This window comes from Synechococcus sp. B60.1, from assembly GCF_047462555.1.
GTDB lineage: Bacteria > Cyanobacteriota > Cyanobacteriia > Thermostichales > Thermostichaceae > Thermostichus.
The window spans coordinates 30,145-44,281 of the sequence record NZ_JANSJN010000008.1; the positions used below are offsets into that span (position 1 = coordinate 30,145).

The window sequence follows — 14,137 nt, forward strand, 5'->3', positions numbered from 1 at the left end:
GCATCTATCAAGGGGTAGGTGTGGCAGGCAACTGGCCGGTCAACCCGCTGCGCTGGGCGGCGCGATCCCGTTCCATCTGGATTTGCGACACCAAAGCTTCAGGCAACTGGGCAGAAGCCTGCAGAGCTTGATCGAAAAGGGGGACAGCCTCCCGGTCTTGACCCTTGGCAACCAAAATTTGCGCCTTGAGGTAGTAAAGCTCAGGGTTGTTACAGGAAGCAGCAATAGCCCGATCCACCGCCTCCAGCGCCTCGTCAAAGCGTTGCATATCCCGATAGGCCAGGGCTTGGCCGCGGTAGGACAAATACTCAGGCGCTGCCAGGCGAAACTGATTCAAAGCCTTCTCCCGGTAGGTCAGCAGCAAATCCATATAGCCGTTGAGAAGATTCAACTCAGGGTCGCTGCTGTCCACGGCCTGGGCAGCCCGGATGGACGCAAACAATTGGTTGAGGGTGGGCAATGCCTTGGGCAGCCCGATCACCACCCCCTCCCGCACCACGATGTTGGCCGCCTCCAGCCCATAGCCCACGCCCTCATACAGGTTGCCGCGCAGAGGATCCGTCTTTTTCAGCTCGGCAGCCACCTGGCGGGTTTGGGTGGCCAACTGGGCAAAAGCATCCAGATCCCCCTCTTGGTAGGCCAGCGCCGCCAGCAAGGCATAGACCATTGGCTCGTCGGGGGAAGCTTTCTTGGCTATTTCCAGCTTCTCTCGGCTCTGGGTGTAGCGACCTGCGCAGAAAAACTCCTCAAATGCCGCGGCCACCTCAGGGCTGATGGGGCGGGCATTGGCCCCGCTGCGAAACGGATCCTGCGCCCAAACCGGCAAGGCGGATCCCCATACCCAGCACAGGATCCCCACGAGCTTGGCCCACCTGCCGAACTTGTCGCTTCTCATCCCCTGGCCTCAACACCCACTACGAACTTTTAGCGAATCGGCGCGCACTTGACCTGCTCTTCAGCGCAGCATTTGCGCAATCGCAGCAATGGCTGCGTCCTGAACCAACTCATTGGTCTCGTGAGCCAGGAGATCGTGCAAGGGATCCAGGGCGCGCGGATCCCCGATTTGGCCGAGGGCGCGGGCTGCCGCCTCCCGCACCGCCGGTTCGCCGTCAGAAAGCTTGGTCAGCAAAGCCGGCACCGCCTCAACTGCACGCATTTGACCCAACTGATAGATGGTTTGCAGTTGGGCCTCAAGAGGGGTTGTCGCAGTTGTAGGAACAGAGCTGTACACAGAGATGCCAGGAGAGTAGCCGTAGTAGCCTCGGCTTGCCATGGCGATGGCCGAAAGGGCCTGCAACGCCTCTAGGGCATGATACCGCTCTGCCTCATTCATATGCGGCAATTGGGCCACCAGGTCGTCAAAGGCTTGCTGCACAGGGTCAGCAGCCGCAGCCTGTTGGACAATGCGAGTGAGGTTTTGGTCGGCCTGCATCTGTTGCCAAGACTGGAGCATCGCCAGGCCGGCAACCACCAAAGCAGCATCGGCCAAAACAGCCAGCAGCGCCATCCCGCCCCAAATCTTGCTGCGACGGCTGAGCTTTCGCATCTGCTTATCCACGTAGACGAAAGCTTGGTGCTGCCGCTCCCAAAAGTCAGGGGCCACCTGCAGAGTTTGGGCGCTCAGATCAGGAGACAGAAGGTTTTCCTCGCGGGCCACCTCCAAGTTTTGCAGCCTCTGGTTTAGGCGAGAAAAGTGTTTCGTCCAGAGCCAAGTAAACATCAGGTTCCATCCTCTCTTCGAGCCTGCCAATGGAGCCAAATCCCTCTGACCCAGCAAATCTACGGACTCGCGCTTGCATCCGGGATCAGACTTAGCTTGCCGCTTTTCCCCTGCCGAGGGGAGAACTTAAGCGACAGGATAACAAAAGCCTCGGCCCCCCACCAGCCGGTCTTGACCAGCGGGTCAGGCGGTGCAGGCCCCGGTCTTTAGTCCTGGGGATAAGTCGCCTAATCCTGGCGCTGCATAGCCTGGAGTAGTGCAACAGCAACATCGACACTCCCACCGACTAAAGTCGGGGGATTCTTACGCAGTCCACAGACGGACTCGCAAAGGCGCTGTCAAGACGCTCCTAGACGGCTCCCTGGAACCCAGTCTCAAGGTTCCGCTGACTTGTTGACTTACAGCACTGTCCGGGCCTTTCACCGGGGTAGGTGCTTGCTTAGCAGCAGTTATGGCATTGAACAGCAGCTAAAGCCGCTCTAAGGCTTTTCCGCCCCGCACTAATCGCGCTCGCGGGACGGAGGGCTACCAAGCTACTCTGCTGTGTTATGAGCCGACATCAACATCCAGTGCAAGTATCTGGGCTTAGGCCCAGGGGCTGGAGTTATGGCCTCCCCCCACGGGCGTGCGGTGGCAACGACAGGGGGAGTCGGAGGGGGGTCAGGTCATCTCGGGGGCAGGGCAGGCTTGGGCATACCATTCGTAGAGACCCTCTGCCGTGGTGAGCCAAGTTTGGGGACGGGATCGGATGTGCTGGAACGCTTTTTTCAGGGATCCCACCGGCAGCGGTTGCCCGACGATGAAAGGGTGCAGGCCAATGGCCATAATGCGAGGGAAGCGTTCTCCCTCTTGCCAGAGTTGATCGAACTGAGCGATGAGGGCTTGGGCAAAAGCTTCTGCTGCTAGGCGGGCACTGAGACAGAGAGTGATGTCGTTGGCTTCCAAGGTGTAGGGGATCGCCAGGAGAGGGCCAGCGGCAGTTTGTAGCCAGTAGGGCTGATCATCGTTCACCCAGTCGGCGGTGTAGCGGATCCCGGCAGCTCTGAGCAAGTCAAAAGTATTCTCGCTAACGGAAAACCCCGGCGTTAGCCAGCCCCAGGGACGAAATCCCACTGTCTTCTCCAAAAGGGACAAGCTGCGTTCAATCAGCTCCTCTTCTGCCTGGCGGGTCAGGCCGCTGTGGCCAGTGGAGTTGTTCCAGCCATGAGCCATCACCGACCAGGAGTGGTGGCGGATCCCCTCAAGGATGGGGGGATATAGCTCCACCATTTCGGCGTTCAAGGCAGCAGTTCCTGGGATCCCCAGCTCTGCGAACAACTCAAACAGGCGCCAAATCCCCACCCGATTGCCGTAATCCCGCCAGCCATAGTTGGCGATCTCGGGCGAGGTGGTGAGATGGGGCTGGATGGCAGTACCCAACTTGCCAAAGGTGAAGTGCTCGATGTTGACCACCACATAGACAGCCACCCGCGCCTGATTCGGCAGGCTCAGCGGGTTTCGCTTGGGCAAGGCTGAGTAGGCAGGCGGCAGCATAACCCACTCCGAAGGGCCTACAAGCACCGAATGCTGAACATAGCTGAGCACCGTCCAGCCTTGCTGCTTGTTCCTGCTTCCAGAGCCCGCAACCGGCTAGAGAAATCTCCACAAGGGTAACTTTCTCCAGGGCGAGCGCTGCGCGAGTGGGATAATTAAGCGATCTTTACTGGCAACGAAACACTTTTCGGCCCAGCGGCATTTCCCGCCGTTAGCGGCATCGCGTTTGCGCCGGCGGACTGTGGGCCCTAGGCAGTTGGCTGGACGGACAAAACCTGTCTGTCCACTCCCAGTTCCTCAAAGAGAAGATCCCCAGGGGCAACCGAATCCTGGCAGATTCCTTCAGTCTACGCTCAGATAAGCTCGCTGACCGGGAAGCGATCCAGCATTTTTTGGGCTTCGCGAGCGTTTTCCCGCAACTCCACCGGCAGATGGGGTAGGTAGGGAATCTGGGAGAGCAAATCCAGCGTGCGGCGGATGAGGCGCACGATATCTCCAGCATCCAGGTTGGTGCTGGCCTCTAGCTTTTCCCAGGGGATCCCTTGGGCCCAGTGTTCCACGATCCCGGCCAGACCGGGCTCGAACCCAATCGGCACATGAAACACTTGGTGTTGCCGCTGGCTGCGGAAGAGTTGCCGCCGCAGGCCTCGCAAGCCCTGCAGCACATCCTCGACTAGCCCGGAAGTCCGCAGCCGGCTGTAGGTTCCTGAACGGGGAGGCTCGGCCACCAGGGCAGCGATCACCCCAGCCAAGTGATGGGGAGCGCAGCCTAGACATTCGCCAGAGAGCAGGGCCAGCGCCAACCAGAGCTCGTTATCTCCCCGCAGAGCGGCCACCACCTCTCCACTGGCGGTAGGTTGGTACCCCTGCAGACAGTCGAACTCCTGCAACACACCCACCAGGGCCATAAACTGCTGCCAGCGCAACTCTTGTACCGAGTCGCTTTGCCGCTCCAGGTGCTGCAGACGCTTGAGCAGGCGCTGGCGCTTTTCCTGTAAACCCAGTAGCTTTTTCCCAACTTTGTGGGCAGGGTTTTCGCGGATGCGGGCTTCCAGGGCGCGGATCTTTTCCTCTTGGGCTTGGATGTGGGGAAAAGCCAACAGGCGCAGGGTGGGATCCGGCTCGGCTTCTCGCTGATTGAGCAGGTAGCGCAAGATGCGTCGTTCTTCCCGCCGTTGCGCCTGCATTTTTTCATAGCGGGCAATATCTTCAGCAGAAATATCTCCCAAGAGGCGATCGATCGCTTCCAGCTCGGCGCGCGTGCGCTGGAGCTCCTGTTGTTCGGGTAACTTTTGCAGTGAGAGCAAATACTGGCCAAAGCTACGGTTAATGAGATCCCGCGCCGCCTCCAAAGAGTGCTTTTGCAGCAAATTCAGCACCATGCCATAGGTGGGGGTAAACTGGCTCACCAAGGGATCTGCCCCCGCCGTAGCCAGCCGCGCCGCCTCCTGCGCCCCTTCAAAGGGGGATTGCAACGTCACCACATGCCCGATCACATCTTTGCCCCGTCGTCCGGCCCGGCCCGACATTTGCATAAACTCAGAGGCAGTCAAGAGACGATGGCCGTTGTCGGTGCGCTTGGAGAGGGAGGAAATCACCGTCGTGCGGGCGGGCATGTTGATCCCGGCGGCCAGCGTCTCGGTGGCAAAAACCAGCTTCACCAGCCCCTGCTGAAACAGATGCTCCACCAGGCCCTTCCAGGCGGGCAACATGCCGGCATGGTGGGCGGCAATACCCCGGTAGAGGGCATCCAGTTGATCCCGACGCACGGCTTCCGGCGTTTCCCGGCAAAAGCGGTCGATCTGCTCGGCCAACTGCTGCCGTTCTGCCTCGCTGGCGATCAAATCCAAGTTCCCCACACCGGCCACCGCCAGGTCGCAGCCTTTGCGGCTGAAGATGAAATAGATGGCCGGCAACATGTCCCGCTGGCGCAAGTTTTCTACCACCTGCACCATATCCGGTACCCCCCCGTAGGAGGACTGGCCGGACTTGGGGAGTTTGCTTTTCAGGCGGCGATTGCACACCCACTGGCCTGACTCGGTTTGCTCCAGCAGGGGGAACAGTCCTTTGCGATTGGCAAAGTGAAATTGCAGTGGCACCGGGCGATGGCTGGAGTCGATCAGTCGGGTGGGACCATGCACCTGGTTCATCCAGTCGGTGAGCTGGTCGCTGTTGGCCAGGGTGGCCGAGAGGGCAACCAGCTGGATGTGGGCAGGGCAGTAGATGATGGCTTCTTCCCAGACAGTGCCCCGCTGCTGGTCGTTCATGTAGTGGCATTCGTCCAGGATCACCGCCTGCACATCCCGCAAGGGATCCCGGCTCAGGGCCTCCGCCGCTTCCCACGCATCCATCTCGCTGCCGTAAGCCCCCTGCTGGACGGCGAGAGAGAGCGGCGTGCCGTAGAGCATGTTGCGGAAGATCTCAGTGGTCATCACCAAGATCGGCGCCTCCCGGTTAAGGGAGATGTCGCCAGTGAGGAGGCCAACCTGCTCTGGGCCGAATTGCTGGCCGAAATCGCGAAACTTTTGGTTGGAAAGAGCCTTCAGCGGGGTTGTATAAAAAACCCGCTTGCCCTGGGACAAAGCCCGATAGATGGCATATTCTCCGATCAGGGTCTTGCCAGATCCGGTGGGAGCACAGACCACCACCGATTCCCCTGCCGCCAGAACCTGAATGGCCCGGATCTGAAACTCGTCCAGCTCGAAGGGGAAAAGCTGCCGCAACTCGTCCAGCAAATCGGTTGCCGGGGAGAGGAGCGGGTTCATGGGATCCGAAAAATCATGGGAAAACAACCTAAAAGCGAGCCACCTCGCTGCCGCTTGTGTGCTATATCCTCCAGGATACAAGCTTGATCCGGGTGTTGGCTCTGGGTTGCGAGTCTTGCCGCTGGGGAAGAGCCAAGCCTCGGCAATGCTAAAATGAGGTGCCATCGCCGGGTGCCATCGTGCTGGTTGTAATCGACAACTACGACAGCTTTACCTATAACCTGGTGCAATACCTGGGGGAGCTGGGGGCCCAGGTACGGGTTTTTCGCAATGACGAGATCTCAGTGGCCGAGCTGCGCCAGATGCAGCCGGAGGCGGTGGTCATCTCGCCGGGGCCAGGGCGGCCTGAGGATGCCGGCATCTCGCTGGAGCTGATTCGGGAGCTGGGCTCCGAGCTGCCAATCTTGGGCGTCTGCCTGGGGCACCAGTGCATTGGCCAGGTCTACGGGGGGCGCATCGTGCCCGCCCCTGAGCTGATGCACGGTAAAACCTCGCTCATCTACCACCAGGGGGTGGGGGTGTTTGAGGGGCTGAGCCAGCCGTTTGCGGCCACCCGCTACCACAGTTTGGTCATCGAGGCTTCCACCTGTCCTGACGAGCTAGAGGTGACGGCCCAAACCTGCGATGGCACTATCATGGGGGTGCGCCACCGCCGCTATCTCCACGTGCAGGGCGTGCAGTTCCACCCGGAGAGCATCTTGACCGCTGAGGGCAAGCGCCTGTTGAGCAACTTCCTGCGCTTGGCGCAACTCCATGCCTTAGGAGCGCCTCAGCCAGCGGCTGCCGTGGTTGCGTCAGGGATCCCCACCCCATGAAGCGTCGCCAGCTTTTGCAAGCCAGCGCTAGCCTGCTGGGATCCCTTGCCGTAGGGGGTCAGCGAGTAGGTGCTCAAACGGCCCCTTCCCCAGGAGGATCCCTGGAGTTCACCTCCCAGAGCTTGCAACTGACCTGGCTGCACCACAGTTGCGTTTTGTTCGAGGGGGAGGGGAAGCGCTTTCTGGTCAACCCCTTTCGGCCAGGGGGCTGCACGGCTGGCTATCCTGCGCCCAGGGTTGCTGCCGACCTGGTGCTGCTCAGCAGCCGCCTCCTGGACGAAGGGGCCCTGGACGTGGTGCCCGGCAACCCTAAAGTGCTGTTTCAGCCCGGGGACTACGTCATCGATGGGATCCGCGTGCAGGGGGTGCGCATGCCGCGGGGCCCTCGCTTTGGCCTCAACGTGGGCTGGCGCTGGCGCATGGCCGGGATCGACATTGTTCATTTGGGAGGGGCCCTGCAGCCCATTGGCCGGGAACAGTCCATCCTGCTGGCTCGCCCTGACCTCTTGCTGGTGCCGGTGGGGGGTGGGCCGAAAAACTACGATCCCGAGGCGGCCAAAGCGGCCATCGAAGCGCTGCAGCCCAAGTTGGTCATCCCGACTATGTATCGCACCGCCGCCGCCGAGGCGTCCCAATGCGAGCTGCAACCTTTAGCAGCGTTTTTGCGCCTCTTTCCCGCTGCTGCTGTGCAACCTGCCCTCAGTAATCCCTTGCTGCTTTCGGCCCAGGCCCTGCCCAGCCAAGGGATCGCCATCCTGTTCTTTGAGGAGTAGGGCCATGGAGCGTAGGTGGTGGGCTGTGGGTGCCGGGCTGGGATCCCTGCTGGTAGGGGGGCTGGGGTTCTACGGCTACTCCCTGCCAGAAGATCCGCAAGTCCTGGCCACCGCCAACCCGCTGCGGCTGCAACTGGCTCTCTGGCTGGGGAAAGACGCCAATGTCGTCGAGGAGCGGGGCAAGACGGCTCTGTTCTTCGTCGAAAGTGGCCTCAACACCCGCCTTTTGCTGGCCGCTGGGGCGGATCCCAACCGGTTAGATCGCGGCGGAGCCAGCCCCCTCCACCAAGCTGCCCGCCTGGGCAATCCTGAAGTGACCAAGGCTTTGCTCGAGGGAGGTGCTAACGTCAATGCCCGCTTCGGGGCCGGCGGCCTGCCCCTACATTTTGCCGCTTGGTCGGGCAACCCCGAGGTGGTGCGGCTGCTGCTGGAGCATGGCTCCGAGATTGACGAGCCGGACGGCTACGGCCTCACCCCCCTGCGCATTGCCCAGGACATGAGGCGCTGGGAAGCTGCGATTCTGCTCTCCCAATGGCCCCGTCCTACCTCAGGTCAGCCCCAGCCTCGCTGATCGTCTATCCTGAAGCGGGATTCTACCACCCCAGCACCCAGGCAAAAATCAAAGGCGCCACGATGGTAGCATCCGACTCGATGACGAACTTAGGTGTGTCAACCCCCAGCTTGCCCCAGGTGATCTTCTCATTGGGCACTGCCCCCGAGTAGGAGCCGTAGCTGGTGGTGGAGTCGCTGATCTGGCAGAAATAGCCCCACAGGGGGATCCCTTTGCGGCCCAGGTCTTGGTGCAGCATGGGGACCACGCAGATGGGAAAATCGCCAGCAATGCCGCCGCCAATCTGGAAGAAGCCGATGGAGCACTCTGCCGAGGTACGTGTGTACCAGTCCGCCAGGTGGATCATGTACTCAATGCCCGTGCGGACGGTGTGGACATGGCGGATCTCACCAGTAATGCAGTGGGCAGCGTACATGTTGCCGGTGGTGGAGTCCTCCCAGCCCGGCACGTAGATGGGCAAGTTGGCCTCCATGGCCGCGTAAACCCAGGAATCCCGCGGATTGATCTGGTAGTAGGGCTCCAGCCGGCCGCTGCGCAGGATGCGGTAGATGAACTCGTGCGGGAAGTAGCGCTCCCCGGCCTGGTCGGCAGCGATCCACTCTTCCAGCAGAGCTTTTTCCAGGCGCCGCATTGCCTCTTCTTCCGGGATGCAGGTATCCGTTACCCGGTTCATGTGCCGCTCCAGCAGCTCCTGCTCCTGCTGCGGGCTGAGGTCGCGGTAGTTGGGCACCCGCTCGTAGAAGTCGTGGGCGATGAGGTTGAAGATGTCTTCCTCCAGGTTGGCGCCGGTGCAGGAGATGGCGTGCACCTTGTCCTGGCGGATCATCTCGGCCAGGGAGAGCCCCAGCTCTGCCGTGCTCATGGCACCGGCTAAGGTCACCATCATCTTGCCGCCTTTTTCCAGGTGAGCACAGTAGCCCTTGGCCGCATCCACCAGGGCGGCGGCGTTAAAGTGGCGAAAGTGATGCTCAACAAATTGGCTGATAGGGCCTTTGGCCACTGCTTCTGGGGTTATCATTGTTGAGTTCCTAAGCGAGACGGGTTCGCCTTCCCAAAGCACGGATTTTACATCCTAACCAAGCCTAAGAGCGCTGGCAAGCTTTTAGGGAGTTTTGGACATTGCCGGCATGGCCATTGCTCTGGAGTACGTTCGCGAAATCTACCATCGGCCGCTGCTGCAGTTGGTGTTCGAGGCGCAAGCGGTGCACCGACAGCACCACCCTCCCAACCGGGTTCAACTCTGCGCCCTTGTCAACATCAAGTCGGGCGGCTGCCCGGAAGACTGCGCCTATTGCCCCCAAAGCGCCCGCTACTCGACAGGGATCGAGACCTACCCCTTGATCTCCCTGGATTCGCTGCGCGAGCAGGCCATGGCTGCTCAAAAAGCCGGTGCCACCCGGCTATGTATGGGCGCTGCTTGGCGGTCAGCCCCGGAAGGGGAGGCGTTTGAGCGGGTGCTGGAGATGGTGCGCACGGTGCGCGAGCTGGGGATGGAAGCCTGTGTCACTTTGGGGATGGTGTCGGCTGCTCAGGCGCAGCAGTTGGCGGCGGCTGGGCTGACGGCCTACAACCACAATCTGGACACCTCGCCGGAGTTCTACCCCCGCATCATCACGACGCGCACCTACCAGGATCGCCTGGAGACTCTGGCCCATGTGGGGGCAGCCGGCCTGCAGATCTGCTGTGGCGGCATTGTCGGCCTTGGGGAGACCGACGAAGACCGCATCGCCCTACTGCATGTTTTGGCCAACCTGACGCCCCCGCCGACTTCGGTACCTATCAACGCGCTGGTGCCGGTGGCTGGCACGCCCCTGGGCCAGCTTCCCCCTCCCGATCCGCTGCTGTTGGTGCGCACCATCGCCACGGCTCGGCTGCTGCTGCCCAGAGCCCAGATCCGGCTCTCGGCAGGGCGGAAAAACCTGTCCGAGAGCGACCAGGCGCTGTGCTTCTTAGCAGGCGCCAATTCCATCTTCACCGGCGAAAAGTTGTTGACCACGCCTAACCCAGGCTCGGCCGCCGATGCGGCTTTGCTTGAGAAGCTAGGCCTGCAACCCCTCTAGAAGCATTTCCTTTTGCGCCTTTAGGATCCCTAGTTGGAGATCTAGGCGTGTCCCTTCTGTTGTAACAATCTTTTCAGAAAATCTAACCCTTTCTTAACCCTGTCGGCAGCCATGTCAAAATGGTGGCGACAGCGTTCTCCAGGGTTGTTACGTCGGGTTCATGTCTCCTGTCAGCACTGTCGAGCCCCTTGTCAACGTCCAATCGCCTGAGTCAGCTTCTTCTCCTCCAGAGCCCTCACCTGGGGAGACTGCGGAGCCGACAAGGGGAGGGGGCTTTTGGGGATCCCTGCGGCGCTGGTGGGCGCGCTGGAAACACAAGCTGCGCCTGGAGACCCAGTTGCTCTTTGTGGCCACGCTGGTGGTCTCGCTGGTGGTGAGCAGCTTCACCTTCTGGGCCATCAGCACTGTGCAGCAGGATGCCCGCTTCAACGAGGCCCGCTTTGGCCGGGATCTGGGATTGCTGTTGGCAGCCAATGTCGCTCCCCTGATTGCCGAAGATCGCATCGGCGAAGTGGCCCAACTGTCGCGGCAATATTTTGAGAGCACCAGCAGCATCCGCTATTTGCTCTACGCCGACCCGGAAGGGAACATCTACTACGGGATCCCGTTTTCCAACCAGGAGGTGAAAACCTCCCTCAGCCTTACCCGCCGCATCCAACTGCCGGACAACCGCCCGCCTGCCGAGGGCCAGCCGCTGGTGCGCACCCACCTCACCCCCGCCGGGCGGGTGACGGACATTTTTGTCGGCATCTATCATCAGGGCCGCTTTTTGGGCACCCTTGGCCTCGGCATCAACCCCAACCCCGCCCTCGTGCGCTCCACGCAACTGGCGCGGGAGGTCTCGATTGGGGTGTTTTTGGCAGTGTGGGTTCTGGCCATCCTGGGATCCGTGGTCAATGCCCTCACCATCACCTACCCCATCAAAGAACTGGTCAAGGGCGTCCAGGAGATCACCAAGGGCAACTTCAAGCAGCGCATCGACCTGCCCTTTGGGGGAGAGCTGGCCCAGCTCATCGACAGCTTTAACGAGATGGCGGAGCGGCTGCAGAGCTACGAAGAGCAGAACATCGAAGAACTGGCCGCCGCCAAAGCCAAGTTGGAGACGTTGGTTTTCTCTATCGTCGATGCCGCCATTTTGTTGGATGCCGAGTTTCGGGTGCTGCTGCTCAACCCGGCGGCCTCTCGCATGTTCGGCTGGGAAGGGGATCCCGTCTTGGGCAAGCCTTTGCCGGAGCTGTTGCCGGAGGATCTGCGGCAGCAGTTGGCCCGCCCCCTGATGCAAATTGCCCGCGGGGATCAAGAGGCAGAGGAAATTCGCGTCAACCTCAGCGGCCCCATCAAGCGCGTCGTTCGCATCCTGCTGTCGCCGGTATCCGACCCGCGGCGGCAAAACCTCAAGGGGATTGTAATGACGGTACAGGACATCACCCGCGAGGTGGAGCTCAACGAGGCCAAGGCCCAGTTCATCAGCAACATCAGCCACGAGCTGCGTACCCCCCTCTTTAGTATTAAGTCTTTTATCGAGACCCTCTACGAGTACGGCGAGCAGATGTCGCCAGAGGAGCGGCTGGACTATCTGGAAATTGCCAACCGCGAAACCGATCGCCTCACCCGCTTGGTCAACGATGTGTTGGATTTGTCGCGTCTGGAGTCGGGCAAGCAGTACCACTTCGAGGCCGTCGATATCGCGGCGGTGATCGAGCAGACCCTGCGCACCCACCACCTGCAAGCCCGCGACAAAGGGATCCAGTTGCGCAAGTTTGTCGATCCGGATCTGCCCCTGGTGTGGGGCAACTACGATCTGCTGCTGCAGGTGATGACCAATCTTTTGGGCAACGCTCTCAAGTTCACGCCGTCGGGAGGTCTGGTGACGGTGCATGCCCACCTGGTGGTGCAGGCGGATGGATCCCCGCAGGCGGTGCGGGTGGCGGTGGCCGATACGGGCATCGGCATCGCCCCGGAGGATCAAGAGCGGATCTTCGACCGCTTTTTCCGCGTCGAGAACCGCGTCCACACTTTGGAGGGCACCGGCCTGGGCCTGGCCATTGTGCGCAACATTCTGGAGAAGCACTACACCCGCATCTGCCTGGAAAGCAAGCTGGAACAGGGATCCACCTTCTGGTTCGACCTGCACCTATACACCGAAAACGGGCCGCTGGAGTTTGCCACCCAGCCCGGCGAAACGGATCCCCCCAGTTGCCGCTGGCGGGAGCGGCCCCACCCAACCTCCTAAACTTGGAAAGCAGACGCCGGGCAACCCACTGGGGTTAGGCCCCGAGCCGCAGGGATCCCTGTCCAGGGTTGTTCTACAGTAAAGAAGGTTTTAACTGCCCAGTTTTGCCATGCCACCTCGCTGGCCCCGCAAGCCCTCCCGTCGGGATCCTGAGTTTCGCAAGCTGGATGACCGTTACACCTACGCGGCCCATCTGGCGGTTTTTCTCTGCAGTGCCTCGGGACTGGTGTTTTTCCAGCAGTTGTACCGAGCCGATTGGCCGTGGCTGCTGCCTCTATTGGGCGGGTGGGGTCTGGGCGTAGGGATCCACAGCTTCTGGATCTTTTTTGTTGCCCGTTACCCCGCCGATCCGGGCCCCTCCCCCGAAGCCAACCAAGACTCTGCAGAAGCTGGCTAGCAGCCTCCCTTAGGGGGATCCAGAAGAGGAGGGGCGCTGTCGCCGTTGTCGCTGCAGCAGCAGGGGGGAGAGATCACTTTCGTCGTAGATATCTCCCACCAGCTCTTCCAAAATGTCCTCCAGCGTGATCAAGCCGGTGGTGCCGCCAAACTCATCCACCACGATCCCCAGGTGTTGGCGGGAGCGCAGCATTTCCTTGAGCAGCAGGCTGACACGCTTGGTATCGGGCACAAAAAAAGGCGGAGACATGGCCTTGGTGACCTCAGCGTTGCCCTTTTGCTCCAGGTAGCGCAGAGCCTGCTTGAGGTGAATGACGCCGACGATCTCGTCTTTGGATTCTCCTTGCACAGGGATGCGGGAGTAGCCTGTTTCCAGGCAGAGCTTCACCACATCCTGCAGGGTTTTATCGTGGGAGATGGTCTCCATTTTTACCCTAGGTTTGGCCACATCTCCCGCCTGGAGCAAATCCAAAGCCAAGGCGCCTCGGAACAGGCGCCGCTTTTGCCAATCCAGCAGCCCCCGCTGCCCCAGCACGTCGATCAGCAGCTCCAAATCCTTGAGGGAAGCGGTGGCCGTCAGCGGCGAGAGCTCTAACAGGTTAAAGAGTCTGCTGACAATCCATTCAAAGGCGTCGGTAAAAGGGCGCAGCAGCACCGAGAGGACATGAACAGGCCGCACCACCCAGCGGAACACCCCCAGGGGATGACTCACCGCCAGGGACTTTGGGGCTACTTCTCCAAACAGGAGCACCAGGATCGTGGTGGGCACGGTGGCGGCCAAAGCTCCAAACTGGGATCCCAGTAGCTCAATAGAGATGGTGGTGGCCAGGGCGGCGATGCCAATGTTGACGAAGTTGTTCACCAGCAGCAAGGTGGTGATCAGCCGGGATCGCTGTTGTTGCGCCAGCCGATAGAGGCCTTGTGGATCCCCTTGTTCTTCGATCAGGGACTCCAAGCGCAAGTTGTCCATGGCCGTGATGGCGGTTTCCGCCCCGGAGCAGGCCCCTGAGAGGAGAAGCAAAAAAGCCAGGAGGAGTGTATTACCCATAGTGCTCGCGGCTACCCAGAGCCGGACACGGGTGGTTTCGGCCTAGGGGGAGCAGGGCAGGCCAGTATCTCTTCGTCAACGGGATTCCTACCTTAGCGGTTCTGGCCAAGCGCATCGCCCCACCCCACAAGGCCCAACACCTCAGAAATGAACTACCCCACCGCGTAGGCGGGTGGGGTTTCCTCACCCGCTTGACAGCAGAGCTTTTGTCTCTTCTTCTGCC

At 60.9% G+C, this 14,137-nt stretch carries 12 protein-coding genes; 6 read left to right on the plus strand and 6 right to left on the minus strand.

Features of this window, described 5'->3' with window-relative positions; translation table 11 throughout:
• Positions 1–7 precede the first annotated feature (7 nt).
• From NW863_RS01745 to NW863_RS01760, 4 genes are all read right to left on the minus strand, one after another.
• The gene (locus tag NW863_RS01745; RefSeq protein WP_414364040.1) at positions 8–895 is read right to left on the minus strand and encodes a Sll0314/Alr1548 family TPR repeat-containing protein; all 888 of its coding nucleotides are present in this window, start codon (positions 893–895) and stop codon (positions 8–10) included.
• A gap of 60 nt (positions 896–955) precedes the next feature.
• The gene (locus tag NW863_RS01750; RefSeq protein WP_414364041.1) at positions 956–1,720 is read right to left on the minus strand and encodes a HEAT repeat domain-containing protein; all 765 of its coding nucleotides are present in this window, start codon (positions 1,718–1,720) and stop codon (positions 956–958) included.
• A gap of 660 nt (positions 1,721–2,380) precedes the next feature.
• On the minus strand, positions 2,381–3,253 hold the full coding sequence (locus tag NW863_RS01755) for a polysaccharide deacetylase family protein (protein ID WP_414364042.1): 873 nt from the start codon (positions 3,251–3,253) through the stop codon (positions 2,381–2,383).
• 353 nt (positions 3,254–3,606) lie between these two features.
• Positions 3,607–6,018 carry a DEAD/DEAH box helicase gene (locus NW863_RS01760; RefSeq protein ID WP_414364043.1) on the minus strand — a complete coding sequence of 804 codons (2,412 nt, stop codon included), beginning with the start codon at positions 6,016–6,018 and terminating at the stop codon, positions 3,607–3,609.
• Positions 6,019–6,197: 179 nt separating this feature from the next.
• Here NW863_RS01760 and NW863_RS01765 point away from each other — a divergent pair, with 179 nt between their 5' ends.
• From NW863_RS01765 to NW863_RS01775, 3 genes are read left to right on the plus strand one after another with little or no spacing between them, the layout of a single operon-like run.
• Positions 6,198–6,833, plus strand: a complete 636-nt coding sequence (locus tag NW863_RS01765; RefSeq protein WP_414364055.1) for an anthranilate synthase component II — start codon at positions 6,198–6,200, stop codon at positions 6,831–6,833.
• Positions 6,830–7,606, plus strand: coding sequence for an MBL fold metallo-hydrolase (locus tag NW863_RS01770; RefSeq protein ID WP_414364045.1), 777 nt, complete (start codon positions 6,830–6,832; stop codon positions 7,604–7,606). Before NW863_RS01765 ends, NW863_RS01770 begins: the two co-directional genes overlap by 4 nt.
• Positions 7,607–7,610: 4 nt before the next feature.
• Complete coding sequence (locus tag NW863_RS01775; protein ID WP_414364046.1) at positions 7,611–8,177, plus strand: ankyrin repeat domain-containing protein; 567 nt, start codon at positions 7,611–7,613, stop codon at positions 8,175–8,177.
• Positions 8,178–8,199: 22 nt separating this feature from the next.
• Here NW863_RS01775 and NW863_RS01780 read toward each other — a convergent pair whose 3' ends face one another.
• The gene (locus NW863_RS01780; RefSeq protein ID WP_414364047.1) at positions 8,200–9,195 is read right to left on the minus strand and encodes a deoxyhypusine synthase family protein; all 996 of its coding nucleotides are present in this window, start codon (positions 9,193–9,195) and stop codon (positions 8,200–8,202) included.
• A 109-nt stretch (positions 9,196–9,304) separates the two neighbouring features.
• On the opposite strand from NW863_RS01780, the gene bioB reads away from it, so the two are divergent.
• The 3 genes from bioB to NW863_RS01795 all read left to right on the plus strand — a co-directional run bounded on the left by bioB (position 9,305) and on the right by NW863_RS01795 (position 12,867).
• A complete protein-coding gene (gene bioB / locus NW863_RS01785; RefSeq protein ID WP_414364056.1) occupies positions 9,305–10,237 on the plus strand; it encodes a biotin synthase BioB in 933 nt (310 codons plus the stop codon).
• Positions 10,238–10,397: 160 nt separating this feature from the next.
• Complete coding sequence (locus NW863_RS01790) at positions 10,398–12,470, plus strand: ATP-binding protein (RefSeq protein WP_414364048.1); 2,073 nt, start codon at positions 10,398–10,400, stop codon at positions 12,468–12,470.
• 109 nt (positions 12,471–12,579) lie between these two features.
• Positions 12,580–12,867, plus strand: coding sequence for a 2TM domain-containing protein (locus tag NW863_RS01795; protein WP_414364049.1), 288 nt, complete (start codon positions 12,580–12,582; stop codon positions 12,865–12,867).
• A 9-nt stretch (positions 12,868–12,876) separates the two neighbouring features.
• Here NW863_RS01795 and NW863_RS01800 read toward each other — a convergent pair whose 3' ends face one another.
• Entirely contained in the window at positions 12,877–13,914 is a 1,038-nt protein-coding gene (locus tag NW863_RS01800) for a hemolysin family protein (RefSeq protein WP_414364050.1), read from the minus strand.
• Between the last annotated feature and the right edge of the window lie 223 nt (positions 13,915–14,137).

Excerpts from the sequence above, each read along its gene's own strand:
- NW863_RS01780 (WP_414364047.1), bottom strand. The coding sequence starts at position 9,195 with ATGATAACCCCAGAAGCAGTGGCCAAAGGCCCTATCAGCCAATTTGTT.
- NW863_RS01770 (WP_414364045.1), top strand. The coding sequence starts at position 6,830 with ATGAAGCGTCGCCAGCTTTTGCAAGCCAGCGCTAGCCTGCTGGGATCC.
- NW863_RS01745 (WP_414364040.1), bottom strand. The coding sequence starts at position 895 with ATGAGAAGCGACAAGTTCGGCAGGTGGGCCAAGCTCGTGGGGATCCTG.
- NW863_RS01790 (WP_414364048.1), top strand. The coding sequence starts at position 10,398 with ATGTCTCCTGTCAGCACTGTCGAGCCCCTTGTCAACGTCCAATCGCCT.
- NW863_RS01800 (WP_414364050.1), bottom strand. The coding sequence starts at position 13,914 with ATGGGTAATACACTCCTCCTGGCTTTTTTGCTTCTCCTCTCAGGGGCC.
- bioB (WP_414364056.1), top strand. The coding sequence starts at position 9,305 with ATGGCCATTGCTCTGGAGTACGTTCGCGAAATCTACCATCGGCCGCTG.
- NW863_RS01755 (WP_414364042.1), bottom strand. The coding sequence starts at position 3,253 with ATGCTGCCGCCTGCCTACTCAGCCTTGCCCAAGCGAAACCCGCTGAGC.
- NW863_RS01760 (WP_414364043.1), bottom strand. The coding sequence starts at position 6,018 with ATGAACCCGCTCCTCTCCCCGGCAACCGATTTGCTGGACGAGTTGCGG.
- NW863_RS01775 (WP_414364046.1), top strand. The coding sequence starts at position 7,611 with ATGGAGCGTAGGTGGTGGGCTGTGGGTGCCGGGCTGGGATCCCTGCTG.
- NW863_RS01750 (WP_414364041.1), bottom strand. The coding sequence starts at position 1,720 with ATGTTTACTTGGCTCTGGACGAAACACTTTTCTCGCCTAAACCAGAGG.
- NW863_RS01795 (WP_414364049.1), top strand. The coding sequence starts at position 12,580 with ATGCCACCTCGCTGGCCCCGCAAGCCCTCCCGTCGGGATCCTGAGTTT.